The sequence below is a fragment of the Spirosoma pulveris genome (assembly GCF_054781875.1).
Map to the genome: position 1 here is coordinate 480,568 of NZ_BAAGTO010000002.1, position 26,084 is coordinate 506,651.

The following is a 26,084-nucleotide window of genomic DNA, read 5'->3' on the forward strand; positions in this document are numbered from 1 at the left end:
TTGCTTAATGATTATTTAAGTTACTTGTAACCGTATTGTCTCATAGTCAGCGGATAGACAAAGGCGTCACGCTGTCGAACATCAGCCATAGGGCCAATCAGGCTTTTCGTACGGGTGACCAGCATGGGTAAGTTTAGATAGCCGGTTGCTTTTTAGGTCTACACATGTTCTTTGCGTCATTCTCCGTCTATACGCCCTTTTTAGAAAATGAAAGCTGAAACCAATGACCGCTCGTCATACAGCAATTTGATTTACACGGCCCTGATCATTGTAGCTGTAACCACAGCACTGATTTTTCCGGGACCCTTCACCAGTGTGGGCGACTTCCCGCTGAAAAAATTGATTGTTCCTCTGTTACAGATCATTATGCTGGGCATGGGGACGACCATGTCGATCAAAGATTTTGAAGGCGTTATCAAGCAGCCAAAAGCTGTATTCATTGGGGTAACCTGTCATTTCCTGATCATGCCCCTGCTGGGTTACACGCTGGCCAACGTATTCAGTTTCCCCCCCGAAATAGCCGCCGGGGTGGTACTCATCGGCTGTTCGCCCAGCGGACTGGCGTCTAACGTCATGTGCTTCATTGCCAAAGCCAACGTGCCGCTGTCCATCACGGTAACGACCCTGTCGACGCTGCTGGCTCCCTTCCTGATGCCCGCGCTGATGACCCTGTTGGCGGGCCAGTTCATCGAAATTTCTTTCTGGAAAATGATGATCGAGATTATGCAGATCGTTATCCTGCCCGTAATCGTTGGTCTGGCGTTAAATCGAATTTTTCATAAGTCGGCGGTTATGCTCAACCGCGTTATGCCGCTCATTTCCATGGGCGGAATCGTTCTGATCGTTGCCATCATTACGGCCGCCGGTCGCGATAGCCTGCTAACGGTGGGCTGGACACTGGCGCTGTGCGTATTGATCCACAACCTGACGGGCTTTACGTTAGGCTATTGGAGTGCCCGAATTTTTGGTATGGATGAGCAGAGTTCCCGCACGGTAGCTATTGAAGTAGGCTTACAAAATGGCGGGTTGGCCTCGGGTATCGCCGTTCAGATGGGGAAAGTGGCCACCGTGGGCCTTGCTCCCGCCCTCTTCGGTCCCATCATGAATACGACCGGTTCGCTGCTGGCCACCTACTGGAGCCAGAACCCGCCCAAAGGCGTGGCACTGAGCGAGACGGCACCTGTTCAGTCGGTGTCTTCGCAGGATGTATAAGTATTGATGTCGGCCGCGTGCCACGGTTACAACCATGGCACGTGTCCGACTGACATTGAGCCCACAGAATGTATGCGGGCTTAATTTTTACCACCCTAAGTTGCATATGCAACCTGCCTTTCTATATTTACTCCATGAATGCGGAACAAAGCCCTCAGCCTGCGGATTTAACCGAAAGCTACTGCATTGCGGGGCGGCTGCGGATGCTGGCGCGGGTCGTGACGGGGCGTTATAACGAAGCCTTTACATCGGAAGGGGTCACGTTCGCTCAGGCGGGATTACTGATGCACATTTTCGCTCAGCCCGGCATACGGCAGGCTGAATTATCGAAACAGTTACAGATTGAGAAGTCGGCAATGAGCCGGGATGTACAGCTTCTGCAAAGGAACGGCTGGCTGACGGACAACCTCCGCAATGGGCTTTTCCTGACCGAAGAAGGCAGACTGCTGGCCAAACGATGCCACAAGATCTGGAAAGCCCTCAACGAACAGGTCCGTAACGACCTAGGGACCAATGCCGTTGATGGTCTGAGTGTATTTTCCAGCCAGGTATTAACCAAACTTTTACCAAATCCATAATATAATACCGCATCAGCGGCCCTTCTCTTACTTTACCCACTACACTGTTTATTCGTACGATTCCTATGACAACACAACTCCTTACCCAGCTTTGGCAATTTAATCAGGCATCAGCTTCTGGTCCCGTTCGTAAACTGACACCCGACAACTACCGCCATCGACTGACACCCGAAACGGCATCGGCCGGGTTTATGGCCCTGCATACCGCCGAGGTCATGCACCGGTTTGCCTTTATGCTCTTTGGCCGGGAGGTAACCATTCCGTTACAAGCCGTGGGCGGTGTCTCGGACGACGGGCGAGAGCTTGATCTGCCCGTGGTTCAGCAATTTTATGACGACAGTTTCGCGATGATTGCCGACCATATTCAACAAATGACCGATGAGCAATGGGCCGACATTGTATCATCGCCCTTTGGCGAGGTGTCGAAGATGCAACTGCTTACCTTTCTCATGCACCACAATTCCTACCATGCCGGGCAAATAGCTCAGGCAACTAAAAAAGGGCAAATATTTCCCGTAACAGGCTACTAATCCGGCAACAAACCGCCTAGTCAACGTCTTCCATGAAACCTGCTTTTCTACAAACCAACCGGACCGAGTCGTTTAAAACATGGCGCTTTCGCCAGGTTATGAACTGGTACCCGATGTACTTCGGTACGGGTGGCAAAATCCTGTTCTGGTCGGGCGATTCGCGGGAGGTTCATCTGCGGCTACGCCGAAACCTGTGGACGTACAACTATGTCGGCACCATCTTCGGCGGCAGCCTGTTCGCTGCCGCCGATCCCTTTTACATGCTTATGCTATTGCGCATTCTAGGAAAGTCGTATGTGGTTTGGGACAAAACGGGCAGCATTCGGTTTCGCAAACCTGGTCGCCAGACACTCTACGCCCGCTTTGACATCACCGATCAGCAACTCGACACCATTCGGCGGGCCGTTGCCGAAAACGGACAAACCGAGCAGACATTTACGCTGGACTGGGTCGATGCCGACGGTGTCGTTCACGCCCAGATCGAACGACTTTGCTACATTGCCGATAAACAGCACTACGAGCAGCGAAAAAACGACCGCCAGCAATCACGATTTCACCGGTAAGTTACCATGCTTGAAGAACACCACTTACTTGTTCGACGTACCGCCCGGTATTACACCCTGGGAAAGCTCACGCAGCAGACTAAACGCATCTGGTTCTGCCTGCACGGATTCGGGCAACTGGCGCAGTATTTCAGCCGGAAATTCAACGATCTGGATGATGGGCAAACGCTGATTGTAGTGCCGGAAGGCCTCTCCCGTATGTATCTGGATAACACCTACCAGCGGATTGGAGCCTCGTGGATGAGCCGCGAAGACCGCGACCATGAAATCAGCGACTATATAATTTATCTGAACTCCCTCTACGACCTGCTCATGGACGGTCGTAAGCCCGACAAAGCCGGTTTGCATATCACCCTGTTTGGGTTTTCGCAGGGAGCCGCTACCGCCTGCCGATGGCTGAACAACGGGCACGTTCACGCCGACCGACTCATTTTATGGGCGGGCTACTTCCCGCAGGGCCTGGCCGACATGATCGATTCGGCAAAATTCGGCCATACCGACATGCACTACGTATACGGGCGGCAGGATGAATATATTCGGGATATTGCGGATATTGACGGGTACCTTGCCCGACTCAAAGCAGATGTCCCCACGCTGCAAGTTACTGTCTTTGACGGTTCTCACCGGGTAGAGTCGGAGGTGTTGATGGCGTTAAACGCAGGATGGCGTCATCGTTAAGAACCGTTTCTGATTTGGGGCCGCTGCGTAACCAGTCCTTTCGTTTACATCTCCGCCATTCCGAATACCCGTTCGGGGGCTTTTCTTTCCTGCATCAGAAATGCATTCGGGCTAAGGTTGGTAAATTCCCGGAAGTCACGAACTAAGTGCTGATAGTCATAGTAGCCCAGATCCAGGGCAACGCTCAGCCAGTCTTTGGTCGGCTGAGCGTTTTTTAGTTTCATAGCCTGTTCAAAACGCGCTATGCGGGCGTAGAGCTTGGGACTTACACCCTCGCGTTCTAAAAATTGCCGGTAAAACTGCCGTTGCGACAAACACGCCTGATCAGCCAACCAGTCCAGTGAAACGCGGGAAGGATGCTGAAGCATAAAGTGGCTCACCTTGTCAATTGGACGCATACCTCTTTCTTTAGCTCTGCTAATCAGATACATCAGAAAGTCTTCGACAATTGGAATCATTTCAGTGTATTGCCGGGTGTAACTCAACCGCTCATTTACCCGACGAATCTCCATAGAGAAGACGGCTTCTGCATCCACAAATGAGTTGGTCAGCTCATGACTCGGTATACCCGTGAGACGATGCAAGGCCCCCGGCTGAAACTTCACCTGAAACACCATAAAATCACGTCCCACGTGCCGGTTAGTCACAATGGAGTACTGGCCATTTAGCGTGGAACAGGGTTTGCTAAGGTGATTACCACCAAAGCCATACTCTATTTTTTCGGGATCTTTCGGGTAAAAGGCCAGACTGTTTTCGGCGCGGGGCCAATACGGTTTAACCGGTAAAACAGTCATTGACTGCGGGAACAAACAACCTACAATCTGGAACTGCCGCACGTATCCTCGTAGGGCCGGGCTGGGAAGTCGGTAGTCGAAGATGGCGTCCATTTCAGTAGCCTATACATCAAAATAATCAAAGCTTGATAAGTAACAGACTGTTTCTTAATCGGTTGACAGGAAGCGTGCTTTTATCTTAGTGCCAGGGGTGGTCCAACAACGGTCATACCGTGGGCCTTATGCATTTTCTGAATCAGCTCTTCGGTTGGCGGCCCTTTAAGTTCGGTTAGTCTCAGGAAGAAATCTTCCAGTTGGCCAGCAGGCTGCACCATGTACACCTGCTTCCCACGTTCCGACAATTGTAGCCAGGTATGGGGTATCCCACGTGGCGCAAAAACCGTATCACCTGCCTTTACGGTAAACTTCTCGTCACCAACCTGAAAGAGGTAGTCTCCTTCAATAATGGAAAACAGTTCGTCCTGATCGTGGTGAATGTGCAGCACCGGGCCAACTTTCTGAACACCAATATACTCAAATACAGCCAGTTGCCCATTGGTATCTCTACCCGAAATTTTAATATCGTTCACATTTACACCCCGATAAGGGGTATGAACCCCAAAACGGGCATCGCCTGCTTTGACAATGAAGGGCTTAGGGGGCGCAAGTCGGCTGTCAGGTTCAGCCTGAGCAACAAAAGCCGAAACGGCAAGCGTTGAGGTCAGAAATTGTCTTCTCTGCATAACTAGTTCTATTTAAGAATGTTACGCAAAAATACCGTACCCAAAAAGCCATTTGGTGGTAAGAATCGGACATTAAACGATCCCCTTACCAATCAGTCCTCCAGCCCGAACCGCTGGTTGATCATCGCAAAGAAAGCTTCGTTGCTCATACTTTTCCAGGCACCATAAGTGGCCTGTGCATCCTGCCCGGCTACGTAACGAATCTGGTCGGTATCGTCGGTGGCGGCCTGGTAGATCACCTCGGCGATCTGCTCAGCGGTTGAGTAATTGGACGAATTTTTGCCAAAAGCCGCAAACACCTTCTCCAAACTGGCATCGTACACACTGGGTCCATCCACGGTCCGTTTCAGCGAACGGGTAGCAAAATCGGTGATGACCCCGCCCGGTGCCACAATTTTGACCCGAATCCCGAACGGACGCAGTTCATAGTTCAGCGACTCGGACAGGCCATCCAGCCCGAACTTGGTGGCGTGGTAGATGGAATTGAACGGCAGGCCAACCAGTCCGCCAATTGACGTGACGTTGATGATCGTGCCACCCCCGGCTTCCCGTAAATTGGGCAGCAGCGCCTTGATCGTCCGCATCACCCCGAACACATTGGTGTTGAACTGGTCCATGATCTTCTCTTCAGAAGCCGTTTCCAATGGGCCAGCCAGACCGTAGCCCGCATTATTTAACAGTACGTCGATCTGTTTCCAATCGGCCAATGCCTGCTCCACCGCCTGGCTAACGCTCTCAGGCCGGGTAACATCCAGCGCATAGACTTTAATGGACGGATGCTGCACCAGTTCGGTTTCCTGTTGCGGGTTACGCATGGTCGCGGCAACGTTCCACCCATGGTTGGCAAACAGGAGAGCCGTAGCCCGCCCAATTCCTGAGGATGCGCCTGTGATAAAGATAGTCTTAGCCATGTAGTTGAATGTTTTTAAACCTATAAGATCTTTATGACCTTATAGGTTTAAAGAAACTGATTACTTCCGATGAATCGTCGTAGCGGCAGCCTGAGCCGATGCCAGAATGGTCATATCGGCGATGGTGACGTTGGCCGGAGCGGTTACGGCATAGACGATCGTATCGGCAATATCGTCGGCGGTGAGGGGCGCAAATCCTTCGTATACTTTAGCCGCCCGTTCGGTGTCGCCTTTGAAGCGCACTACCGAAAACTCCGTTTCAACGGCACCGGGCGCAATATTCGTGACTTTGATACCGTGCTGGGTCAGGTCCAGCCGCATGCCCGTGCTGATGGCTTCAACGGCGGCTTTGCTGGCACAGTAAACGGCCCCATTGGCGTAGGTCTGCTTACCCGCTATTGAGCTCAGGTTAACAATATGACCGCGCTGGCGTTCGACCATTCCCGGTGTTACGGCCTTCGACACATACAGCAACCCCTGCACGTTTCCATCGATCATCAGATCCCAGTCGGCAACATCGCCATCCTGAATCGGCGACATACCAAAAGCATTCCCGGCATTGTTCACCAGAATATCAATGGCTTTCCACTCGTCGGGCAGGCCGTTGATGGCGTTACTAACTTCGGTCCAGTCGCGTACATCGAAGCTGAGGGTCAGTACAGATGTCTGGCTGCCAAGTTGTTCTTCCAACTCCGCCAAACGGTCCTGCCGGCGGCCACAAAGAATAAGATGGTATTCCAGATCGGCAAATGCATTCGCCGTGGCGCGGCCAATGCCAGAGGTTGCGCCGGTGATAAGAGCAATACGAGACATATGAAAGCTGTAAAAAAGATGATTTCACAAAGATAAACGGGTGCGTAACGTTTTGTGGCTGAAGGCTGCAATTCTGTAACCGCAGAAGGTCAATAATCGACTAAATCAATCGAATTAACCAAACTCATACAATCTCCTGATAAATGAATGCACCGTGCGGGACTTTTTTAGGCAATGCTGGTGTTTTTTGGGTAATTTTGAGTTTTTACATCATAATGAGATGAGTCATTTGCAGCAGTCTTTCACGGTTAAATTCGTTTACAACGTCTTTTTTACCGGAAAACTTTTTGAGAGTACAAATTCATCACTCGCCGATTTTTTCGCGCAACAGGCTTCCGGTGACACGAAGAAAAAACTCTTGTTCGTCGTTGATTCAGGCGTCATCGACTCGCATCCCGATTTGTCAGCACAGATCAAATCCTACTTTTCCCGGCATACCGATCTTATCGAACTTATCCCTGATTTACTGATTATTCCGGGGGGTGAGGCCGCCAAAAATGATCCCGATCTGGTCGAAAAAATCGTTGAAGCCGTTGATAGCCATGGCATTGACCGCCACTCGTATGTAGCGGCTATTGGGGGGGGCTCTGTTCTCGATTTAGTAGGCTATGCTGCGGCCATCTCGCACCGGGGTATTCGCCATATTCGTATTCCAACCACCGTTCTTTCGCAGAACGATTCGGGTGTGGGCGTGAAAAATGGTGTTAATTACAAGGCCAAAAAGAACTTCCTCGGCACGTTTGTACCACCCGTCGCGGTCTTTAACGACAGCGAATTTCTGTATACCCTCGATGACCGCGACTGGCGGGCCGGTATTTCCGAAGCCATCAAAGTAGCGCTCATTAAGGATAGGGCATTCTTCGAGTGGATCGAGACGAACGCCGAAGCACTGGCAGCCCGCGACATGACGGCCATGAGTTACCTCATTCACCGCTGCGCCGACATGCACCTGCAGCACATTGCCGGTGGTGATCCGTTTGAGATGGGCTCGTCGAGACCCCTGGATTTTGGTCACTGGAGCGCCCACAAACTGGAGCAACTTACTAATTTCGAGCTGCGTCACGGCGAAGCCGTTGCTATTGGCATTGCCCTGGACAGCCTGTACTCGCAACAACTCGGCTGGCTCAGCGACGCCGACGCGAACCGTATTCTGGCAACGCTCCGAACCCTCGGCTTCTCCCTTTACCAGCCCATGCTCGACGCCGACAATAGCGCGGGCGTCCTGAAAGGCCTGTCGGAATTTCGGGAGCATCTGGGCGGTCAACTGACTATTATGCTGCTGAAGGACCTTGGTCAGGGCGTTGAAGTGCATGAAATGGATGCCGACCGTATTCGGCAGGCGATTGCCACTCTGCGCGAGCACGAATTATCAACCACAGTTTAGCTTTATCGTTGACCGGAAGCGGCCTGTTTCGAAAACGGGCCGCTTTTGGTTACTACTGTTTTATGAAAACCCTCCTCGGACACCTGGGCTACTGTACCAATATTCATGCGGGCGAAACCTGGACAGATCACTTTGCTGCATTGCGGCAAGCCATTCCGGAGCTGAAACAGCGGCTCTCGCCCGATGTGCCCTTTGGCATCGGACTACGGCTGTCTAACGTAGCCAGTGAAGAACTGGAAATTCCCGAAAATCTGGTCGAATTCCAGCACTGGCTGGCCCAAAACGACTGTTATGTTTTCACCATGAACGGTTTCCCGTTTGGTGGCTTTCATGATACCATCGTTAAAGATCAGGTGCATACGCCCGACTGGACCACCGAAGCGCGGGTTGAATATACCAAACGGCTGTTCCGGATTTTATCGGTGCTGCTGCCGGTCGACGAGCTGGGCAATGGCATACAAGGGGGCGTATCGACCTCGCCCCTCTCCTACCGGCATTGGTTCGAGTGGGACCAACCGGCGGCCCGCGACTATATCTATTCCCAGACGACTCAGAATGTTCTTGAAGTTGTAGCGGACCTCATTCGCTTACGGAAGCAAACCGACCGGCTCATGCACCTCGATCTGGAACCCGAACCGGATGGCATCATCGAAACATCCGACGAGTTCATCAGCTGGTTTACAGACTATCTGCTGCCCATGGGCATCGACCAGCTCAGCAGCGAATTTGGCCTGACCGACGAAGAAGCCGAAGCGACCATCTGCGAACACGTTCGGTTGTGTTACGATGTATGCCACTTCGCGGTAGGCTACGAACGAGCTGCCGATGTGCTGGACAAACTCAAAGATTATGGGTTGCGCGTCGGTAAAATCCAGATCAGTGCCGCTTTAAAAGCTGAATTCCCGGCTGATCCGGCGGGGCGGCAGGCAGTTCGGCAGGCCTTCGAGCAGTTTAACGAACCAACGTATTTGCATCAGGTGGTGGCCCGAACAACATCCGGTGCGTTGCTTCGCTTTCCGGATCTGCCCGAAGCCCTGGCCGCGTTCGACGATACCCATGCCGAATGGCGGGCCCACTTCCACGTTCCGCTGTTCGTTTCGGACTATGGGGTGTTGCAGTCCACCCAGGAGGACATCCGGGAGGTACTTGAACTCCAGACCGAACGGCGGTTTACGAACCAGATGGAAGTAGAAACCTATACCTGGGGCGTGCTGCCGGACGAATTAAAGAAAGACCTGATTGATTCCATTGAACGAGAAATGAAATGGGTGTCTAAATCAATGGTGACTGGTGAATGATAAATGCCATTACCGGCTTATCGTTCATCATTCATCGTTCATCATTATGAAAAAGACCGTAGTACTCGACGTTGTCGGCCTGTCGTATTCGCTCATTGGCGAGCACACGCCCTTCCTGAAACAGTGGTTTGCCGGTAAACACCAGGCCACCATAGACCCCATGCTGCCCGCCCTTACCACGTCGGCGCAGTCAACTTACGTGACGGGCAAATGGCCCAGCGAAACGGGGATTGTCGGCAATGGCTGGTACGACCGCACCGATTCGGAAGTAAAGTTCTGGAAACAGTCCAACAAGCTCGTGGCGGGCGAAAAGATCTGGGAGCGGGCGAAGAAAATCGACCCTGGCTTTACAGTCTCCAAAATGTTCTGGTGGTACAACATGTACTCGTCTGCCGACTACTCGGCCACGCCCCGGCCGCAGTACCCGTCAGACGGCATGAAGCTTCCCGACTGCTACACCCAGCCCGGCGACCTCCGCGACCGGCTTCAGCAAGAACTCGGCACCTTCCCCCTGTTTCAGTTCTGGGGACCGGCCACGACCATCAAAAGCAGCCGCTGGATTGCCGATGCCTCCATGCTGGTTGATAAATGGCACAACCCAACCCTGACGCTAATTTACCTGCCGCATCTGGATTACTGTCTCCAGAAGTTTGGGCAGGATTTCTCAAAAATAGCCAACGACCTGCGCGAGATCGACGACGTTTGCCGCGACCTGATCCAGTATTACGAAAAGCAGGATGCCGAAATCATTGTGCTGTCGGAATACGGCATTACGAACGTCAGCAAGCCGATTCACATCAACCGGATTCTGCGCGAAGCCGGTATGATTCGCTACCGGGAAGAGCGTGGACTGGAGATGTTCGACGCCGGGGCCTCCCCCGCCTTCGCCACCCCCGACCATCAGATTGCCCACGTATATATCAACGACCCGGGTGTCTTTGAGCAAGTGCGTACGCTGCTGGAGCAAACACCGGGTATTGAACTGGTGCTGGACAAAGACCAACAGAAGGATTACCACATCGATCACGAACGCTCCGGCGATCTCGTCGTCGTGGCCGATGCCGATAGCTGGTTCACGTATTATTACTGGCTCGACGATGCCCGTGCGCCGGACTATGCCCGCCTGGTGGCCATTCACCAGAAACCCGGTTATGACCCCGTTGAAATGTTTATGGACCAGACCAACCCGCTAATCAAGCTTAAGGCGGGGTACAAACTGGGCCGCAAACTGCTGGGCTTCCGGTACCTCATGAACGTCATTTCGCTGGATGCTACCCTCGTGAAAGGATCGCACGGACGGATCGATACCCCCCGCGAATACCATCCCGTTTACGTGAGCAGCCAGGACGTGGGCCAGTCGCTGACGGCCACGGACGTTTACGACAGAATATGGGACACGATGGCTGCCGAAATCACCGAAAAACAGATACGGTAAGTTATTGGTTATTTGGACGAAAGGACGTAATTTAACTTTATGAAAGCCCTCGTCGCCCTCCTTCTGTTGGCCTCAGCCTGTAGCAGCCACCGGCCGGCCGCCATCAATGCCCCGGCCGATGGCGCGGAGTACTATCAGCCGAGCGATCCGGTTTCGGTGAGCATGCCTCGCCTTTACCCGGATCCGCAGGGCGGACTGGGCCACTCGCAGGACCCGGATATCCGCGTAACGGACATTCGGCTCACGGCCAGCTACACGGTGCTGTACATGACCTTCGGGAAGGACCCCAACGACCGGAACAACAACTACTTTGGTACCAGCAGCATTTCATTCAATCCCAAAGCACTGCTGGCTTCGGCTGATGGCAAAAAGACGTACGCGCTGGTCAAAACAGAAGGCATTCCTATGTCGCCGGAAACCCGGGAAATAAAGAATGATGAAAAGGTGCCCTTCGTACTGTATTTCGAGCGGCTGGACAAAGGCGTCGAATCCTTCGATCTGTTCGAATGCAAGAGCGACAACCAGAACTCCTGTTTTAACGTAGCCGGCATGACCATCCAGAATCCGGCCAGTTCTGAAGCCCGACAGAATTAGCCGGTATAAGGGTGTAAGCTCAGGAAGCCTTCTCCGAAGCCCGGCACCTGACTCTGGTAGTCGATAATTTGGGTGACGTTACAGGTATGGGGCTGCTGAAGTCCGTTAAAAAACCGGTACAGGTTGCGCAGAAGCCAGTTCAAACTCACTTCCTATCATCACCGACCCAGGCATTTCCCAGGATTCTTATGGTTGTAATTTGGCAGACCCTGCGAGATGAATAAAGTAAGCAGCGATCATTTTTTTATTCATTTGTACACAGATTAGACAAAACAGACGTTACCAGATAAGAATTATTACTTTGTTTTAGTCTGATTATGTTTTCTTCCTCTTCGATTAACCGTTCTTATCGGGTTCTTTTGTTTATCATTTTCTGCTTATCCTTCAGTCTCTTTGCTCTAGCCCAAACGAATCTTAAGTACCGGTTGCTCACCGGTTATCTGCTAAACAGCGACGCTCCCATTACCAAAGGCAAACCCACTCTTTTTGTTTTCGAGCAGGACGATACGTTTAAGCAGATGTTTCAGCAAGCGGCCACGGCCCCCAAACGTAAGGCCGATGCTCCTAATTTTGAGCGGGAAATGGCCATTGGCATTGCTTTGCCTCCTACCAAAACACCCCCAAAACTCTCGGTTAGCCGCGTATTCGTACAAGACTCAACCCTTACGGTGCGGTACATTCGTTTGGTCGATACCACCGTTACCAAATCTCCTTTACAATCGCCTGCTCAGCCTATGCTGCTGCTTAGCATCCCGAAACAAGTAGTGCTGAAAACCCGGCTCGTTGAGAATGGTAAAGTTGTACAAACCCTAAAAAAGCGGGAAACCAACTAACTTAACCCACCTATACGTAGGTATCCAATTAATAAATATTTTCTTTTTTCGAGGAAAAAGGGATACCTGTTTATCATCGACGAGTTACCAAAAATGGCCTCTTAGTTGTCTGTTGATTTATTTGGCAATAGCGCATTAGCCACTAAAAATCAGATAATTAATCGTATTTGATTGCCATTAACTGACTGCTTTTAAAACCCTGTTAAATGTACGCAAGTAACTTTAAGAGAAATTATTAACATATATAAAATTATTGTTAAAATCACAAATAGATTTAATTTTGACCTGTGAATGCGCATGAGCCGCGCCACTATCTATCCACATCTGTTTTTTACCTTCCCTCTTTTTAACTTTACTACGCCTATCCGGCAGCTGTTTTCCAGACGGGTTGGCGGCTAATCCTTCCACAGGGTTAGTTTGTTCATCCTTAGCCCCAGCTTTACGTTTACCAACTCCCAGGTACCGTTACGGGTTAATAATTTGGTTAAAAATCAATTAAACTAAGACAAAGGTATTCTTATCCTGTTTTATACAGAAAAATTCACTGTACACGAAAGGATACCTTTTTTTATGGAAACCCAATCCTCAACACCTGCCAGCAAAGGCCTTTTGGAACGTTTTTCTTCAGCTGTCGCGAGAGCAACGGGTAGCTCGGCAGCTTTTCTGCTGGCTTTGGCTACGGTCGTCATCTGGGCTTTAAGCGGCCCTATTTTCGGTTATTCGGAAGACTGGCAGCTGGTCATCAATACCGGCACAACCATTATTACGTTTCTGATGGTGTTTCTAATTCAGAAAGCACAAAACAAGGAGTCGATGTCGGTGCAATTGAAGCTCAATGAACTCATTGCTGCGACAAAAGGAGCCAGTAACCGCCTGGTATCGGTTGAGAACCTGACCGAGGAGGAATTGGCCGTCTTACAACAACACTACCAGACGATGGCCGAAATCACCAAAAAAGCGTCGGACCTTCGCCAGTCGCACTCGGTTGAAGAAGCCATTAAAGATGCATCGGAGAAACTGGAAGACGAATCCGGCGTGGGGCACACCTTGTAAACCAAACGCGGCTTTGTCCGTTTGGTGGAGGTAACGTAACAATGAGTACTGGCCGACGTTACTAGTTCCCTTTCTGGCTGACTTGACGATTTGAGCCATGAAGATACTAGTCTGACACAGGTACATCCTGTACGCATACGAACAAATTACCCGCTAATTACCCAACCAGTTGCTGCAGGGCCAGGGCGTTTCGTACGGCGTTGCCTCCGCCATCGTTGTTGAAATAGACGAATACATCTTTTCCCATACCTGCCCATTCCCCAATTCGGTTGGCCCACCAATGCAGATCGGTATCGGAATAGGAGCCGCCGTACAAATGCTCGGTATCGGGTCCATGCATGCGTATGTACACAAACGGGGCCGTCACGCGTAAAATACAGGGTAGCCGGGCACCGCTCATAATGCAATACGCAACCTGATGCCGCTCAAGGAGCGAAAAAACGGCTTCGTTGTTCCAGCTGGGATGCCGGAACTCCACGGTGGTATGCAGCCAGGGCGGAATCTGATCCAGAAAATACGCTAATCGGTCGTAGTCATACGCCTGCTGGGGGGCCAGTTGCACCAGCAGAACGGCCCGCTTCTGCTTTAGCTCATGCCAGCAGGCTTTAATTCGCTCCATCCAGACTTCCGGCTGGTACAGCTTCTTGGCATGCGTCAGGCCTCTGGGCGCTTTGACCGTCAGCAAAAAGTCGTCGGGCAAACGTTGCTCCCAACCCGCAAACGTCGTTTGTTTGGGCCATCGGTAGAAACTGCTGTTGAGTTCAACCGTCTGGAATTTCTGCACGTAATAATCCAGCCGTTTGGCCACAGGGGTTGGATACGGGTATAGGACGCCTTGCCAATGGTCGTAACTCCAGCCCGATGTACCGATGAAAACACCCATAGCTATTCTTTTTTATCGTCCGACGACGCTACTTCTGTAATGGTATACGCAATGGCACTCTTTGTTGGCGATACCCCCAGGTGGGACCACTGGCTGTACTGACGGGTAAACGCGGCTCCATAATAGAACATCAGTGCGCCGTAGAACACAAAAAGCAACACCAGGATAATTGCCCCCGACCGACCATACATAGGCCCTACCGAGCTATGTATCAACAGCTTATTAAGCACCCACTCCCCGAGCTTGAACAGCAGACTCGTGAAGAAAGCCCCCGGCCAGACCACCCGCCAGGCTATGTTTATATCGGGCAGAAATTTAAACAGGATGGCAAACCAGACCATCCGGATCAGAATAGAAACGAGCTCGTGACCCAGGGTCATTATCTCCCGATAATACGCCAGCGACGAAAGCGACAGACTGCTGCTCACCAGAGTCATCAGCTGCTCCAGAGCCAGCGACAGACTAAAAAGCAGGCCGGAACCCAGAATGATAGCCAGTGCAATTAATTTATCACCAAGAACCCGATACGCCTGACGTCCGGTTTTACGCTTTACGTTCCAGAGCTGATTGAGTGAGTTTTTGACGATGGTGAATAAGGTGGTCGACGCGATCAGCAGCAGCAATAGGCTAAGGGCCGTCAGCGCCGGATCGGGTTTGGGCAGTTGCAGCCGCTCCGAAATATCCTCCAGTTGATTGGCACTTCTGGACCCGAACAGTTCGGCAAGTTCATCGAACAGCTGCCCGCTGATGCGCTGGTAATGGTCGTTGAACAGCCCGCTAAGTACACTACTGAGAATGATGACAATGGGCGGCAGCCCAAAAAAGGCAAAAAAAGCAGTGGCCCCCGCCATACGAATGGGGTCATTTGCCTGTAAGTTGATGAACGCTTGCCTGAGAAGCCGGAAAACAGGCGCTACCTTTTTCAATGGCGTAACGGTTGGGTGCAGGAAGATAACCGTCCGGGTAGCCATAGGGTTATAAGGGCAGCCCCGCTTGCTTACTTCGCCCCTTTTACCTTCATCTGGAGGGTGTAAATCGACTCCGATGCGGTAATAAAAAGCATATCGTGGTTTTTACCGCCGAAGCAGACGTTACCAACCCAGCCGGATGGCACGGGAATGTTCGTGATTTTCACCCGGTCCGGCCCGTAAACCGTTACCCCTTTACCCGTTATATACAGGTTGCCTTTGTTATCGAGCGTCATCCCGTCCGACCCCTGGCTGACGTATAACTCACGATTCGTCAGCGTCCCATCGGGCTGAATATCATACTTGTACGTCTTACTATCCCGAATGTCGGCAACGAACAGGTGCTTACCATCGGGCGTACCGATTATCCCGTTCGGCTGTTTTAAATCGCCGTCAACGACCCTTGCTTCCTTCGTGCCCTTGGGTAAGTAATACACTTTCTGCCCGTCGATTTCCGGCTTTTTACGTTCCCAGTAATCACGCTGGTAGTAGGGATCCGCGAAATAGATACCGCCTTTGGGATCGAGCCATAGATCATTAGGGCCGTTGAGTTTATGTCCCTGAAAATCGGTGAACAGAACGGTAACTTTCTTATCAGGACTTATGGACCATAGCTCATTTTTTTCGTCGGCACAGGTGATCAGATTACCTTTTTTATCGAAGTACATACCATTGGAACGCCCCGTTTTGTCCATAAACAGCGACAACTGCCCATCAACATCGTATTTCCAGATTTTATCGTTGGGTTGATCCGTAAAATAGACCGCGCCTTTTTTATCGGCAGCAGGCCCTTCGGTAAACTTAAACTGACTGGAAATCTTTTGAAGCGTTGCGTTTGGCGCAATAAGCGTTTCAGAATCGGTCTGTGTCATGGTACTGGATTGGCTAAACAGATTCCCCGACATAGCCAGAGAAAGTGCCATTATAAAGCCGGACCGGATGTAATTGTTCATGTGAGCGCGTAACTGCTAGGTAAATGCCTGTTTTTATAATCAGTAAGTGAATACAGGCCGAAAACTAATCCCGCATCCCGTTTATTTAACGATAATTTGGAATCAATCAAACGACGGGGAGGCCTTAACACCTACCTCCTGCGTTTCAGCCAAATTCTCATGCATGATCGTTTGCCGGTGCGTGACACCCCACTCAAACAAGGCGACGATGACCGTTTCCAGGGTTCGGCCGTAGGTGGTGATGCCATACTCGACCGTTATGGGCGAGGTGTCATATACCCGACGGGTAATCATCTTGTTTTCTTCCAGTTGCCTGCCCTGGCCGATCAGTTTACCCTCGGTCTGGGTCGCCCCGTCAGTTACTACGCCATGCCCCCACAGAAATTTGGGTCTATTCTAAGTGGTATTTTCGGACCGGAGGGCGGAGCTGCGGTAGCGAGTGAATACCAGAAATTGTGGGACAACCCAACGCGGCCGGTCATGTACGCAGCCATGGAGCCGGTTCTGGCTACGTTACCCGTTCGGTTAACCACCGTTCGGGAATGGGTCGCCAAACATGCGTCTGCCTTTTCGCAGTAGCCCGCCGGTCACGCTTCCTCCAGCGCCTGCAGGTTTGTTTCCAGCTTCCTGATCAGGGCCGCACATTGGCGATTGGTCAGGAACTTCTGAAGTCTTCCGCTAAACAGGGTAATCAGGATAGTCGAACCGATCATGATGGTGAGTGCGAAAGGGTTATGAACAAGTTCCGAAACGGTACGCCCTTTGTAGATCAGCACGCCCAGCAGACTACCCAGAAAAACGAAAGGGGCGAACAGAGCCACGAAGTTAGCCTCGAACCTGTTAATGGACCGGACCAACGCGAGCGACGTCCGGATAGCATCGGCCGTTTGCAGCGATAGATCAGGCAGTCTGAACCGGGCAAATTTAACCAGTAAAAAACCGGTCAGGGTCAGGCAATAGGCCCAGATCAGGCCAATACATAGCAGGTATTCCGGCTCATTGGGCTTCAATAGTCCAAACAGGGGCGTTATACCCGTGAGTACCAGCATGAGCCAGTACGATCGCCGGTATGACCGAAGCAGCCGGGTTATGTCGCTTTTCGATTGTTTTTTGAGCTCGGCCAGCAGATCGGCATTCGCATAGGAAAACTCCGAGGCTTGCCAGTTCATGGCTTTCCAGCGGTCTGTCAAATCCATAGCTTATCAATTTTCTGTCGGAGTCGATGCAGTTTCGTGCGCACATTACCGGGGCTAATACCCATGGTTTCGGCAATTTCGTCGTTTGTATAGCCGTCCATACTCATCACCAGCAGGGTTCTGTCCAGGGTGTTGAATTGCTGGAGCATATACCGCAACTGATCGTCAGACTCAAAGGCAGTCGGGCTACCCTCCAGGCTCTCGTCCAGTTCAGCCGTGGGTTGTCGTTTTTGGTCATTGAGCCGGGTCATGGACACGTTCAAACCAACCCGGTAGAGCCAAGTCGAGAATTTAGCGTCGCCCCGAAAGCCCGCATACGACCGCCATGCCTGGAGTAGAATCTCCTGACGCAGGTCGTGCCGGTCTTCGGTCTGATCAGCATACAGAAACACCAGTTTGTTGAGTAACGCCTGGTGTTTTTGTATCTGCTCGATAAACTCGTCCTGGAGCGTCAACGCAGGTTTCGTTTGCGCAATTCGTTGGTTATGGCTTTCCGTTTTTTCTCGTACTCATCGAGTGCCGGAATCATGGCAGATGTACAGGCGGCAACGAAGTAGGCCTCCAGCATGAAGGCCATCAGCAGCATCAGTATAACGACAACACCGCTCATTTGCCGGGTTTTAGTCTGGCGGATAAATAATTGCTCGTCCGTCAGTTGATCGACGGGCAGCAAAGCTTCCGGGCAGGAAGCCCGTCGAAATCTGTTCAGGGATAGTTGCATCGTACAGCTGGTTTTGATCCATTAGTACGGCAAACACCTCGTTTGTTACAGTGGATGATAAAAAAAGGCAAACCAGTTTAACGTTACCGGATCGGCGTATCTCTGGAATCGGCGTAGGCTTTGCTATAGTCGAGTTTGGTTACCTGACCAGCCACGTAGCGAATGCCCTGAAAGATATGTTTGATGAATGTTTCATCCTTCAGGTAATCGGTTTTGGCATGCCCAAGGGTTGTACACCAGGTATAGCCACCGTCGAAATTATAATACCAGGCCGAAGGGTACAGTTGCGTGTAGGTGCCCCCAAACATCTTGACTTTTTCGGGCTCGTCGTTATTGAGCGTAGTAAGGTCATTCGCCATAATCACCGTTGGGCCGGGCGACATCTCTTTGGTGAAGTAAAACTCATCTTCCCGCTGCCACTTTTTCGGCAGGCCCTGCATGGATGCGTTTTTGGTATCAATTACCTCAACGGTGAATTTCTGAAACTTAGGATGCCAGGCAAAGGAGCCGCCAATCATGCGTTTGAACCAGGTCCAGTTGCGCTCGGTACCCATCACGGAATGAATACCGACAAAACCACCCCCCGCTTCGATATACCGCCGGAACGCCAGCCGCTGGGCGTCGGTGTCGAATACGTCGTTGTTCGTGCTGGGGAACAGCAGCAGGGTGTAGTTTTTCAGGTTGTCTTCGGTGAAAACGACGGGATCTTCAGACACATCGACGGAGAAGCCGTTTTGCTGCCCTAATTTCTGGATGCACTGCACCGCATTCGGGATGTTATCGTGCACATAGCCTTTACCGTTTTTGGTGTAGACCAGTACCTTCACTTTTTTCCACTTCACATCCTGACCTAGGCTGGTACTCGCCGTTAGGAGTACCAGCAAAAAGCAGAACGATAAGGCCGTACTTATTCGATTCATCTGTGTGATTGGTTGATAAATCTATAAGCACTCCTCCTGCTTTATCTACGCGTACCCGCCCGCTCCTGACTGACGGGAAGTCGAAAAAAGAAAGCGGCTCCGTCTGTAACGGTGGTATCGAGGCCGATCTGGCCGTTCATGCTCTGGATAAATTCGCTGGAAATGGCCAGACCAAGACCCGTACCTCCCGTTGTTTTGTTCCCCATAGGCTGTCCGTTCAGGCCCGGTGCTCTGAAGTAGCGGTCAAACACCCGATTCTGGTGCTCCGGTCGGATGCCCGCGCCATGATCGCGCACCCGGAACTCCACGAATGCATCGGCTTTCTGCGCCAACACCTCAATAACGCTGTCGTTAGGGCTGTGCCGGATGGCGTTCGAGAGGAAATTAACCAATACCCACGACGCTTTGTCGGGGTCGGCGAGTACGGCAGGCAGATTAGGGAGAACGGTCAAAGCCAACGAAATATGTTTGTTTTCAGCCGCTACACGAAGGGCATTGGCCGCATAAGTGACAATATCGGCGGGGGCAACGGGCTGGATGTTCAACTGAATCTGCCCCGACTCAACCTGGGCCATGTTGAGCAGTTCACCAGTCAGGTTGAGGAGCCGGCTGATGTCGTCGCCGATGCTTGATACCAAGGATTTCTGTTCATCGTTCAAAAGGCCAATTCGGCTATCTTCCAGTAGTTTAAGACTCATTTTACTGCTCGACAGGGGCGTTTTCAGCTCGTGCGAAATGGTGGCGATGAAGTTGGTTTTCGCCAGATCCAGCTCTTTGTAGGGGGTGATATTCTCAAGGACCATCACATAACCCGCCAGTTCCGGCTGGCTTTCACCCGTGCGGACGACCTCTACCGTATGCGTCCGCCGGTTGAAATAACTTTCCTTTCCCTGCCCGTCGGCTCCTTCTCCGGGTCGCTCCAGACCCGGTCTCTCCGGACCGGAATCGTAGATTTTCAGGAAACCATTTCGTTCCGACTCGCTGGTGTTTCCGGCCATTACATCCTGAATCAACGTTCGCATCAGGTCGTTCGACGCGGCTATATCGGGGGCGTATTGGCCCAGCAGCTGCGATTCATTGACGCCCAGCAACCGGCAGGCGACCGGGTTGGCAAACAGAATACGCTTGTGCTCGTCCATGCCCACAATCCCTTCGCTCATGATCCGGATAAGGGTATCGATGCGTCGCTTTTCGAAGAGCACCCGCGCCAGATTGGAGTGTTCGTACTCGTCCAGTTTTTGCGCCATCGAATTAAACGACTGTGCCAGCTCACCGAATTCATCATTCGAATCAATATGCAGTCGCTCCTCGAAATTCCGCTTGGCAATTTGCTTGATACCACGGGTCAACTCACGTACGGGATTGGCCACGTAACCGGGAAAATTGATGATGAACGAAAACAAAATCAGGAAGAACAGCGTCCCGACAGAAGCCAGCCAAAGCAGGGCATCTTTCGCCGTTTGTTTGGCCGTTTCATTTTTGCGAACGATGGCCTGCCGGTTGAGGTCATCCAGCGTAAAGAGCTGCTGCCGGATACGGGCAACGGCTATCGGGTCGAAGGTACTGCTCGTTTTCAGCCGATTAAACTCACGGCGCAGGTTACCGGTCACTTCCTGCTCGCCGACCTCGGTGATGTTGGCTTCCTGTTTCTTCAGATTTCGCTCGAAATCGGGCAGTCCATCGGGGTCACGCTCGACCGGATCGGTCATCATGGCCAGTGCTTTCTGCATGTTGCTGGCGTATTCGAGCGAGATGTAATTATCCTTCAGAATCGCCTGCGAATCGCCGGAAAGTTCATTCAGGTAATAGATGCCCAGTCCGCCGAGTGCCACAATGATGACGAACATGAAGGCCAGGGCAGCGGCTATTTTGGTTTTAATGCTCATAGCTACGAGAGTATAATCAAATCCGTATCCGACCCCGACAGTTTGGTAAGAAGCTGGTTAAAAGCATTGGTTCTCAGGATAATCTGAACAAGCGTAAGATGCGGTTTTCCAATGCAAACAGTCGTGATATTTCGCTTCTCTACTTCGGCCATAATGCTGTTCACAATAGTACTATCTTTCACCCGAATAACCTCCGCCCCCAGTTCGGTAGCTAGTTTGAGGTTATTGATCAGATGGCGTTGTAAGTCAAGTTTAATGCGGTCGGAGCTTTCGGCGGGCGTTTGCACGTAGAGCACAAACCAGCGCGAGTTGTAATAAGCCGCCAGCCGCGCCGTTTTGCGAATGACCCGCCGGGCAATTTCATGATTGGAACTGATGGCGGCCAGAAATCGCTCGGGCTTGGCCTTGCTGCTCATGGGCAACGAGGTTTCAATCTTTCGCTCTACAGCCGTGGCCACTTCACGCAGGGCCAGCTCGCGCAGTTGCAGAATCCGCTCCGGCTGAAAGAAGTTGTTCAGGGCCGTACTCACCTTTGCGGTATCGTAAATCTTGCCGTCTTTGAGCCGGGTGATCAGCTCGTCGGCGGTGAGGTCGATGTTCACCACTTCGTCGGCCATTTGCAGCATCCGGTCGGGTACCCGTTCGGTTACATCGATGCCCGTAATGGTGCGAACGGCCGTGTACAAACTCTCGATGTGCTGGATGTTGACGGCGCTGACGACGTTGATACCAGCCTCCAGAATCTCGACGACATCCTGCCAGCGTTTCTCGTTTTTCGACCCCGGAATGTTGGTATGCGCCAGTTCATCGACAATGACCAGTTCGGGGTGGAGGTTAACGACTGCCTGCAAGTCCAGTTCATCGAGTTCGCGCCCTTTATAAAACAGCCGCCGACGCGGAATAATAGGCAAGCCTGCTACCAGCGCCTGGGTTTCAGCCCGGTTGTGCGTTTCGATGAATCCGATTTTTACGTCGATACCCGCCCGCAGCAGGGCATGCGCTTCCTGTAGCATCCGGTATGACTTACCAACGCCCGCACTCATACCAACATACACCTTAAACTTTCCCCGCCGGGACTGGCGAAGGAGGTTCAGAAAATGCTCGGCGTTCTGGTTCATGGATTTGGGTCACAGAGATGCACCAAGAGACACGGAGAGGCACAGAGAAATTTCTTCGTTAAACCTCTGTGTATCTCTGTGGCTAAACAGTTAAAAACTCACCGCCAGACTCGTGGTCAGCGACGTATTTGTCTTACTCAAACCTGTTTTTGCTTCGAAAATAGCATCCTGGCTGTCGTACAACTTCCCTTCAATACGAAGTACCGTATTAGATAAAATGAAGTAATCGACGTTGAGCGAATACCCCCAGGTTTTGAATCCGTGGGGCGTTCCGGTGGCAATGATGACGCCATGCCGGTCGTCGTAATACTCAACCCGCCCGGCTAGTTTGACGGCATCGCTCGCGGAATACCGCACAATAGCTACGGGCGAGTACCACACATAACTTCCCGTTCCAACCCGACGACCATCAGCATCAACCGGTTTCCGATCGGCCCCGACATCGAAGCCGAGGATGGCGCTGACTGTATGGGTCGGATTAATGATGGCGTAGACATTATTGAAAACCCGAGTCTGCTTCAACGAGTCGGGGCGGTCGCTGCCGATGAATGTGCTCCAGTTCAGCGTCAAGTTGGCGCTGGGTTTAAACTGCACCTGTGTGCTAAGCGATGGCCCCGAATAGCCCGGCAATCTGGCAATGTGCTGCCAGCCGTTCACTACCGAACCCAGCAGGGTCCACTTACCATTCGCAGTGTTGTAAGTCAGCTTGGCCCCCGACAGGTAGTAGGGCGAATTTTCGGCCAGGATGCTCCGGGTCAGCGTCCAGCAGTCTTTCGAGATGGCACTCTCGAACCCGATGTGCGACGTGAAAATTCCGGCATCGAGCCACAGGTCTTTGGTTTTGCTGAGCTTCACCCCAGCGTTCGCTTCAAATACATTGCGCAGCAGGGGCTGCTCAGCCGCGTAGTTGTATTGCGCATAGGTACCCACCTGAATAGCCAGATTCGCCCGGACGCGTTCGCGGGTGTAGGTGCCTTTCAGATAAGCCAGATTCACATTCACTTCTCGATTTCGCTTATGATTGTACAGAAAACCCGGCCGCTCCTGACTCGTTTTTGACGCGGTGAAATCGTGGGTGTAATACGCTTCGACATAGCCGGTGAACGTTACGCCTGTTCGCGGTGGTGTCGATAAGCGGGCAGTAGAATCGCCAGATGTTTGCGCCAGTGCAGGTAAGGCAACAGCTAGGCAGACAGTGGTGAGAGAAAAGAAAACTCTATTTTTCATGGTTGTTTTGTTGTACTCAACTTGTACCGAACAGCCTCTGGCCGTTCGGTACTATAATTTATCCAGCGCCACGTTCAACTTCAGCACATTCACCGTCGATGGGCCAAACAAGCCAATCAACGGCCCTTTCGTTTGTTCATCAACAAGTTGGCGTAGCCGATCATCGCTCATATTTCTGGTTTTGGCAATTCGGGCTATCTGAATCTTTGCCGCTGCGGGCGACAAGTCCGGGTCTAGTCCTGAGCCCGACGCGGTCACCAGCTCGGCGGGAATATCGGCTTTATCGACGCCCGGATTGTGCACCAGAAACGTGTCGATCCGTGCCTGAACCGTTTTCAGATAATCGGGATTAGACGGTCCTTTGTTCGACCCACCCGACCCATCAGCCTTGTAACCAACCGCCGACGGGCGACTGTTAAAATACCGGTCTGCCGTAAAGGTCTGCCCGACCAGCGCATAGCCAACGACCCTGCCGTTGACAGTAACCGTTTCCCCTTTTCCCTGACCCGGTGCCAGTCTGGCCATTCCGGCAATAACCAATGGATAACCGATAGAAAGAATGACCAGCAGAATGAGCGTTAGCCGAATGGCTGGTGAGAGGTGATTTTTCATGATTTTACTTTTATCATGCTGACGAAGGAAGCATCTTCATCAACGTGTATATTATGACATATCTATCAAAAAGGCCTGCTACCGAAGATGCTTCCTTCGTCAGCACGACAAAAGCTACACCAACAACCCAACCACCAGGTCAATCAACTTGATCCCGATAAACGGGGCCACAACACCGCCCAGACCATAGATGAACAGGTTTCGGCGAAGAAGGGCCGATGCCCCAATGGGTTTATATTCGACCCCGCGCAGGGCCAGCGGAATCAGCATCGGAATGATGATCGCGTTGAAGATTACCGCCGACAAAATCGCCGACTCAGCACTATGCAGCCGCATGATGTTAATGGCCTGCAAAGATGGAATCGACACAACGAAGAGGGCAGGCACGATGGCAAAGTATTTGGCAACGTCGTTGGCAATGGAAAAAGTCGTTAAGGTACCCCGCGTGATGAGCAACTGCTTCCCAATTTCAACGACTTCGATCAGTTTGGTCGGGTCGTTGTCGAGGTCGACCATGTTGCCCGCTTCCTTGGCGGCCTGGGTGCCGGAGTTCATGGCAACCCCTACATCGGCCTGCGCCAGCGCGGGGGCATCGTTGGTGCCATCGCCCATCATGGCCACCAGTTTGCCGCCGGTTTGTTCGTGCCGGATGTAGTTCATTTTGTCTTCCGGTTTAGCTTCAGCGATGTAGTCATCGACACCGGCTTTCTCGGCGATAAATTTGGCCGTCAGGGGATTATCGCCCGTTACCATCACTGTTTTAACGCCCATTTTACGCAGCCGGTCGAAGCGTTCAGAGATGCCGGGTTTGATAATATCCTGCAATTCGACAACGCCCCGTACCTGTTCGTTTTCGATCACGACCAGTGGCGTACCGCCATTACCGGCAATTTCCTTCGCCTGATTTTCCGTTTCGACGGGAAACAGGTTTCCGGCTTTCGTAACGATGTTCCGAATGGAATCCGTTGCCCCTTTCCGAATCCGTATCGACGAGCCATTTTTACCCGTGGGCAAGTCAATGCCTGATGAACGAGTCTCCGCCGTGAACTTGATAAGTGTAGCACCTTCCGTTGATAAACGGCTGGTTACACTACTCCCCGCCAGTTCGACAATGGATTTTCCCTCGGGGGTTTCGTCGGCAAGAGAGCTAAGCGCCGAAGCCCGAATCATGTCGGCCTCCGAGACACCCGGCGCAGGATAGAAATTCGTCGCCTTACGATTGCCGATAGTGATCGTTCCGGTTTTGTCGAGCAAAAGCGTGTCGATGTCGCCCGCCGTTTCGACCGCCCGGCCCGACTTGGCAATGACGTTGGCGCGTAGGGCGCGGTCCATACCCGCAATCCCGATGGCCGACAGCAGGCCGCCGATGGTGGTAGGAATCAGGCACACAAACAGGGCGATCAGAGCGGCAATGGTAATGGGCGTATTGGCGTAATCGGCGAAGGGTTTCAGCGCGACACAGACTATAATGAAGATCAGCGTAAAACCCGCCAGCAGAATCGTCAAGGCAATTTCGTTGGGTGTTTTCTGCCGGGTGGCTCCTTCCACCAGCGCAATCATTTTATCGAGAAACGACTCCCCCGGCTGGGTGGTCACCTGCACCTTGATGCGGTCCGACAGCACTTTCGTACCGCCCGTCACCGACGATTTATCACCCCCCGCTTCCCGAATAACCGGAGCCGATTCGCCCGTAATGGCCGACTCGTCGATGGTGGCCAGCCCTTCGATGATCTCGCCATCGGAGGGAATAATGTCGCCCGGTTCGCAGAGGAACACATCGCCTTTGACAAGTTGCGCTGACGAGATGATCTGCACCTCATTGGTATACATGTTTCCTACAGAGCGAATCACTTTAGCGGGTGTCTCCTGCCGTGTTTTCCGGAGCGATTCGGCCTGGGCTTTCCCCCGCGCTTCGGCAATGGCCTCGGCGAAGTTGGCGAACAGGATCGTCATTAACAGAATGAGGGTGATAGCCACATTATAGCCTAATGACCCCTGGGTGGTGTCGCCCGTGATGGCGATGTAGGCCGTAACCAGCACCATCACAACGGTACCGATTTCGACGGTAAACATGACCGGATTCTTACTTAGAACAGCCGGGTTAAGTTTGACAAATGATTCCCGAATAGCCGTGCCCACAAGCTCACGCTGGAACAGGGCGGTGCCGCGTCCGGCAGGGGATAATTTTTGCGTTGCCATTTT

31 protein-coding genes are annotated in these 26,084 nt (G+C 52.1%); 12 read left to right on the forward strand and 19 right to left on the reverse strand.

The annotated features are described in order from the left end of the window. Positions 1-207: 207 nt before the first annotated feature. The 5 genes from ACYVJM_RS10220 (at position 208) to ACYVJM_RS10240 (ending at position 3,561) form a co-directional block, all read left to right on the forward strand. Positions 208-1,212 (forward strand): bile acid:sodium symporter family protein, encoded by a 1,005-nt coding sequence (locus ACYVJM_RS10220; protein ID WP_461148124.1) that lies wholly within the window; start codon positions 208-210, stop codon positions 1,210-1,212. Between the two features lie 134 nt (positions 1,213-1,346). Next, entirely contained in the window at positions 1,347-1,790 is a 444-nt protein-coding gene (locus ACYVJM_RS10225) for a MarR family winged helix-turn-helix transcriptional regulator (protein WP_461148125.1), read from the forward strand. 65 nt (positions 1,791-1,855) lie between these two features. After that, positions 1,856-2,320, forward strand: coding sequence for a DinB family protein (locus ACYVJM_RS10230; RefSeq protein WP_461148126.1), 465 nt, complete (start codon positions 1,856-1,858; stop codon positions 2,318-2,320). A 32-nt stretch (positions 2,321-2,352) separates the two neighbouring features. Next, positions 2,353-2,883 (forward strand): DUF4442 domain-containing protein, encoded by a 531-nt coding sequence (locus ACYVJM_RS10235; RefSeq protein WP_461148127.1) that lies wholly within the window; start codon positions 2,353-2,355, stop codon positions 2,881-2,883. Positions 2,884-2,889: 6 nt separating this feature from the next. Next, positions 2,890-3,561, forward strand: coding sequence for an alpha/beta hydrolase (locus tag ACYVJM_RS10240; RefSeq protein WP_461148128.1), 672 nt, complete (start codon positions 2,890-2,892; stop codon positions 3,559-3,561). A 44-nt stretch (positions 3,562-3,605) separates the two neighbouring features. Here ACYVJM_RS10240 and ACYVJM_RS10245 read toward each other — a convergent pair whose 3' ends face one another. The 4 genes from ACYVJM_RS10245 to ACYVJM_RS10260 all read right to left on the reverse strand — a co-directional run bounded on the left by ACYVJM_RS10245 (position 3,606) and on the right by ACYVJM_RS10260 (position 6,801). After that, positions 3,606-4,448: a helix-turn-helix domain-containing protein gene (locus ACYVJM_RS10245; RefSeq protein WP_461148129.1), complete on the reverse strand. Its 843-nt coding sequence runs from the start codon at positions 4,446-4,448 to the stop codon at positions 3,606-3,608. A gap of 80 nt (positions 4,449-4,528) precedes the next feature. Beyond that, positions 4,529-5,077 (reverse strand): cupin domain-containing protein, encoded by a 549-nt coding sequence (locus tag ACYVJM_RS10250; RefSeq protein WP_461148130.1) that lies wholly within the window; start codon positions 5,075-5,077, stop codon positions 4,529-4,531. Between the two features lie 92 nt (positions 5,078-5,169). After that, positions 5,170-5,988 carry an SDR family oxidoreductase gene (locus ACYVJM_RS10255; RefSeq protein WP_461148131.1) on the reverse strand — a complete coding sequence of 273 codons (819 nt, stop codon included), beginning with the start codon at positions 5,986-5,988 and terminating at the stop codon, positions 5,170-5,172. Positions 5,989-6,048: 60 nt separating this feature from the next. After that, positions 6,049-6,801, reverse strand: a complete 753-nt coding sequence (locus ACYVJM_RS10260) for an SDR family NAD(P)-dependent oxidoreductase (protein WP_461148132.1) — start codon at positions 6,799-6,801, stop codon at positions 6,049-6,051. A gap of 220 nt (positions 6,802-7,021) precedes the next feature. Between ACYVJM_RS10260 and ACYVJM_RS10265 the strand changes: the two genes are divergently transcribed. The 4 genes from ACYVJM_RS10265 to ACYVJM_RS10280 all read left to right on the forward strand — a co-directional run bounded on the left by ACYVJM_RS10265 (position 7,022) and on the right by ACYVJM_RS10280 (position 11,512). Then, positions 7,022-8,185 carry a 3-dehydroquinate synthase gene (locus ACYVJM_RS10265; protein WP_461148133.1) on the forward strand — a complete coding sequence of 388 codons (1,164 nt, stop codon included), beginning with the start codon at positions 7,022-7,024 and terminating at the stop codon, positions 8,183-8,185. Positions 8,186-8,247: 62 nt separating this feature from the next. Then, entirely contained in the window at positions 8,248-9,483 is a 1,236-nt protein-coding gene (gene eboE / locus ACYVJM_RS10270; protein ID WP_461148134.1) for a metabolite traffic protein EboE, read from the forward strand. Positions 9,484-9,529: 46 nt separating this feature from the next. Further along, positions 9,530-10,918 carry an alkaline phosphatase family protein gene (locus ACYVJM_RS10275; RefSeq protein ID WP_461148135.1) on the forward strand — a complete coding sequence of 463 codons (1,389 nt, stop codon included), beginning with the start codon at positions 9,530-9,532 and terminating at the stop codon, positions 10,916-10,918. A gap of 39 nt (positions 10,919-10,957) precedes the next feature. Further along, the gene (locus ACYVJM_RS10280) at positions 10,958-11,512 is read left to right on the forward strand and encodes a hypothetical protein (protein WP_461148136.1); all 555 of its coding nucleotides are present in this window, start codon (positions 10,958-10,960) and stop codon (positions 11,510-11,512) included. On the opposite strand, the gene ACYVJM_RS10285 is transcribed toward ACYVJM_RS10280, so the two are convergent. Further along, complete coding sequence (locus ACYVJM_RS10285; RefSeq protein ID WP_461148137.1) at positions 11,509-11,655, reverse strand: hypothetical protein; 147 nt, start codon at positions 11,653-11,655, stop codon at positions 11,509-11,511. The genes ACYVJM_RS10280 and ACYVJM_RS10285 overlap by 4 nt on opposite strands. 174 nt (positions 11,656-11,829) lie before the next feature. Between ACYVJM_RS10285 and ACYVJM_RS10290 the strand changes: the two genes are divergently transcribed. Further along, entirely contained in the window at positions 11,830-12,345 is a 516-nt protein-coding gene (locus ACYVJM_RS10290; protein WP_461148138.1) for a hypothetical protein, read from the forward strand. 222 nt (positions 12,346-12,567) lie between these two features. Here the strand turns inward: ACYVJM_RS10290 and ACYVJM_RS10295 are convergent, their stop codons facing one another. Next, positions 12,568-12,753: a hypothetical protein gene (locus ACYVJM_RS10295; protein WP_461148139.1), complete on the reverse strand. Its 186-nt coding sequence runs from the start codon at positions 12,751-12,753 to the stop codon at positions 12,568-12,570. A gap of 162 nt (positions 12,754-12,915) precedes the next feature. Between ACYVJM_RS10295 and ACYVJM_RS10300 the strand changes: the two genes are divergently transcribed. Next, positions 12,916-13,398, forward strand: coding sequence for a low affinity iron permease family protein (locus tag ACYVJM_RS10300; protein WP_461148140.1), 483 nt, complete (start codon positions 12,916-12,918; stop codon positions 13,396-13,398). A 157-nt stretch (positions 13,399-13,555) separates the two neighbouring features. Here ACYVJM_RS10300 and ACYVJM_RS10305 read toward each other — a convergent pair whose 3' ends face one another. The 4 genes from ACYVJM_RS10305 to ACYVJM_RS10320 form a co-directional block, all read right to left on the reverse strand. After that, positions 13,556-14,281 (reverse strand): DUF72 domain-containing protein, encoded by a 726-nt coding sequence (locus ACYVJM_RS10305; RefSeq protein ID WP_461148141.1) that lies wholly within the window; start codon positions 14,279-14,281, stop codon positions 13,556-13,558. 2 nt (positions 14,282-14,283) lie between these two features. Beyond that, a complete protein-coding gene (locus tag ACYVJM_RS10310) occupies positions 14,284-15,252 on the reverse strand; it encodes a YihY/virulence factor BrkB family protein (protein ID WP_461148142.1) in 969 nt (322 codons plus the stop codon). A gap of 26 nt (positions 15,253-15,278) precedes the next feature. Further along, positions 15,279-16,202 (reverse strand): SMP-30/gluconolactonase/LRE family protein, encoded by a 924-nt coding sequence (locus ACYVJM_RS10315; protein WP_461148143.1) that lies wholly within the window; start codon positions 16,200-16,202, stop codon positions 15,279-15,281. 102 nt (positions 16,203-16,304) lie between these two features. Next, positions 16,305-16,496 (reverse strand): winged helix-turn-helix transcriptional regulator, encoded by a 192-nt coding sequence (locus tag ACYVJM_RS10320; RefSeq protein ID WP_461148144.1) that lies wholly within the window; start codon positions 16,494-16,496, stop codon positions 16,305-16,307. A 15-nt stretch (positions 16,497-16,511) separates the two neighbouring features. On the opposite strand from ACYVJM_RS10320, the gene ACYVJM_RS10325 reads away from it, so the two are divergent. Beyond that, complete coding sequence (locus ACYVJM_RS10325) at positions 16,512-16,781, forward strand: hypothetical protein (protein WP_461148145.1); 270 nt, start codon at positions 16,512-16,514, stop codon at positions 16,779-16,781. An 8-nt stretch (positions 16,782-16,789) separates the two neighbouring features. On the opposite strand, the gene ACYVJM_RS10330 is transcribed toward ACYVJM_RS10325, so the two are convergent. The 9 genes from ACYVJM_RS10330 to kdpB form a co-directional block, all read right to left on the reverse strand. Next, entirely contained in the window at positions 16,790-17,398 is a 609-nt protein-coding gene (locus tag ACYVJM_RS10330) for a hypothetical protein (RefSeq protein ID WP_461148146.1), read from the reverse strand. After that, complete coding sequence (locus ACYVJM_RS10335; protein WP_461148147.1) at positions 17,389-17,853, reverse strand: RNA polymerase sigma factor; 465 nt, start codon at positions 17,851-17,853, stop codon at positions 17,389-17,391. The genes ACYVJM_RS10330 and ACYVJM_RS10335 overlap by 10 nt, the downstream gene beginning before the upstream one ends. Beyond that, a complete protein-coding gene (locus ACYVJM_RS10340; RefSeq protein ID WP_461148148.1) occupies positions 17,850-18,119 on the reverse strand; it encodes a hypothetical protein in 270 nt (89 codons plus the stop codon). Before ACYVJM_RS10340 ends, ACYVJM_RS10335 begins: the two co-directional genes overlap by 4 nt. A gap of 83 nt (positions 18,120-18,202) precedes the next feature. Further along, positions 18,203-19,039: a ThuA domain-containing protein gene (locus ACYVJM_RS10345; RefSeq protein WP_461148149.1), complete on the reverse strand. Its 837-nt coding sequence runs from the start codon at positions 19,037-19,039 to the stop codon at positions 18,203-18,205. A gap of 41 nt (positions 19,040-19,080) precedes the next feature. After that, on the reverse strand, positions 19,081-20,925 hold the full coding sequence (locus ACYVJM_RS10350; protein ID WP_461148150.1) for a HAMP domain-containing sensor histidine kinase: 1,845 nt from the start codon (positions 20,923-20,925) through the stop codon (positions 19,081-19,083). A 2-nt stretch (positions 20,926-20,927) separates the two neighbouring features. Then, entirely contained in the window at positions 20,928-22,043 is a 1,116-nt protein-coding gene (locus ACYVJM_RS10355) for a sensor protein KdpD (protein WP_461148151.1), read from the reverse strand. Between the two features lie 90 nt (positions 22,044-22,133). Continuing rightward, positions 22,134-23,270 carry a porin gene (locus tag ACYVJM_RS10360; RefSeq protein ID WP_461148152.1) on the reverse strand — a complete coding sequence of 379 codons (1,137 nt, stop codon included), beginning with the start codon at positions 23,268-23,270 and terminating at the stop codon, positions 22,134-22,136. Positions 23,271-23,321: 51 nt separating this feature from the next. Continuing rightward, the gene (locus ACYVJM_RS10365; RefSeq protein WP_461148153.1) at positions 23,322-23,882 is read right to left on the reverse strand and encodes a K(+)-transporting ATPase subunit C; all 561 of its coding nucleotides are present in this window, start codon (positions 23,880-23,882) and stop codon (positions 23,322-23,324) included. Between the two features lie 114 nt (positions 23,883-23,996). Beyond that, entirely contained in the window at positions 23,997-26,081 is a 2,085-nt protein-coding gene (kdpB, locus tag ACYVJM_RS10370; RefSeq protein ID WP_461148154.1) for a potassium-transporting ATPase subunit KdpB, read from the reverse strand. Positions 26,082-26,084 lie beyond the last annotated feature (3 nt).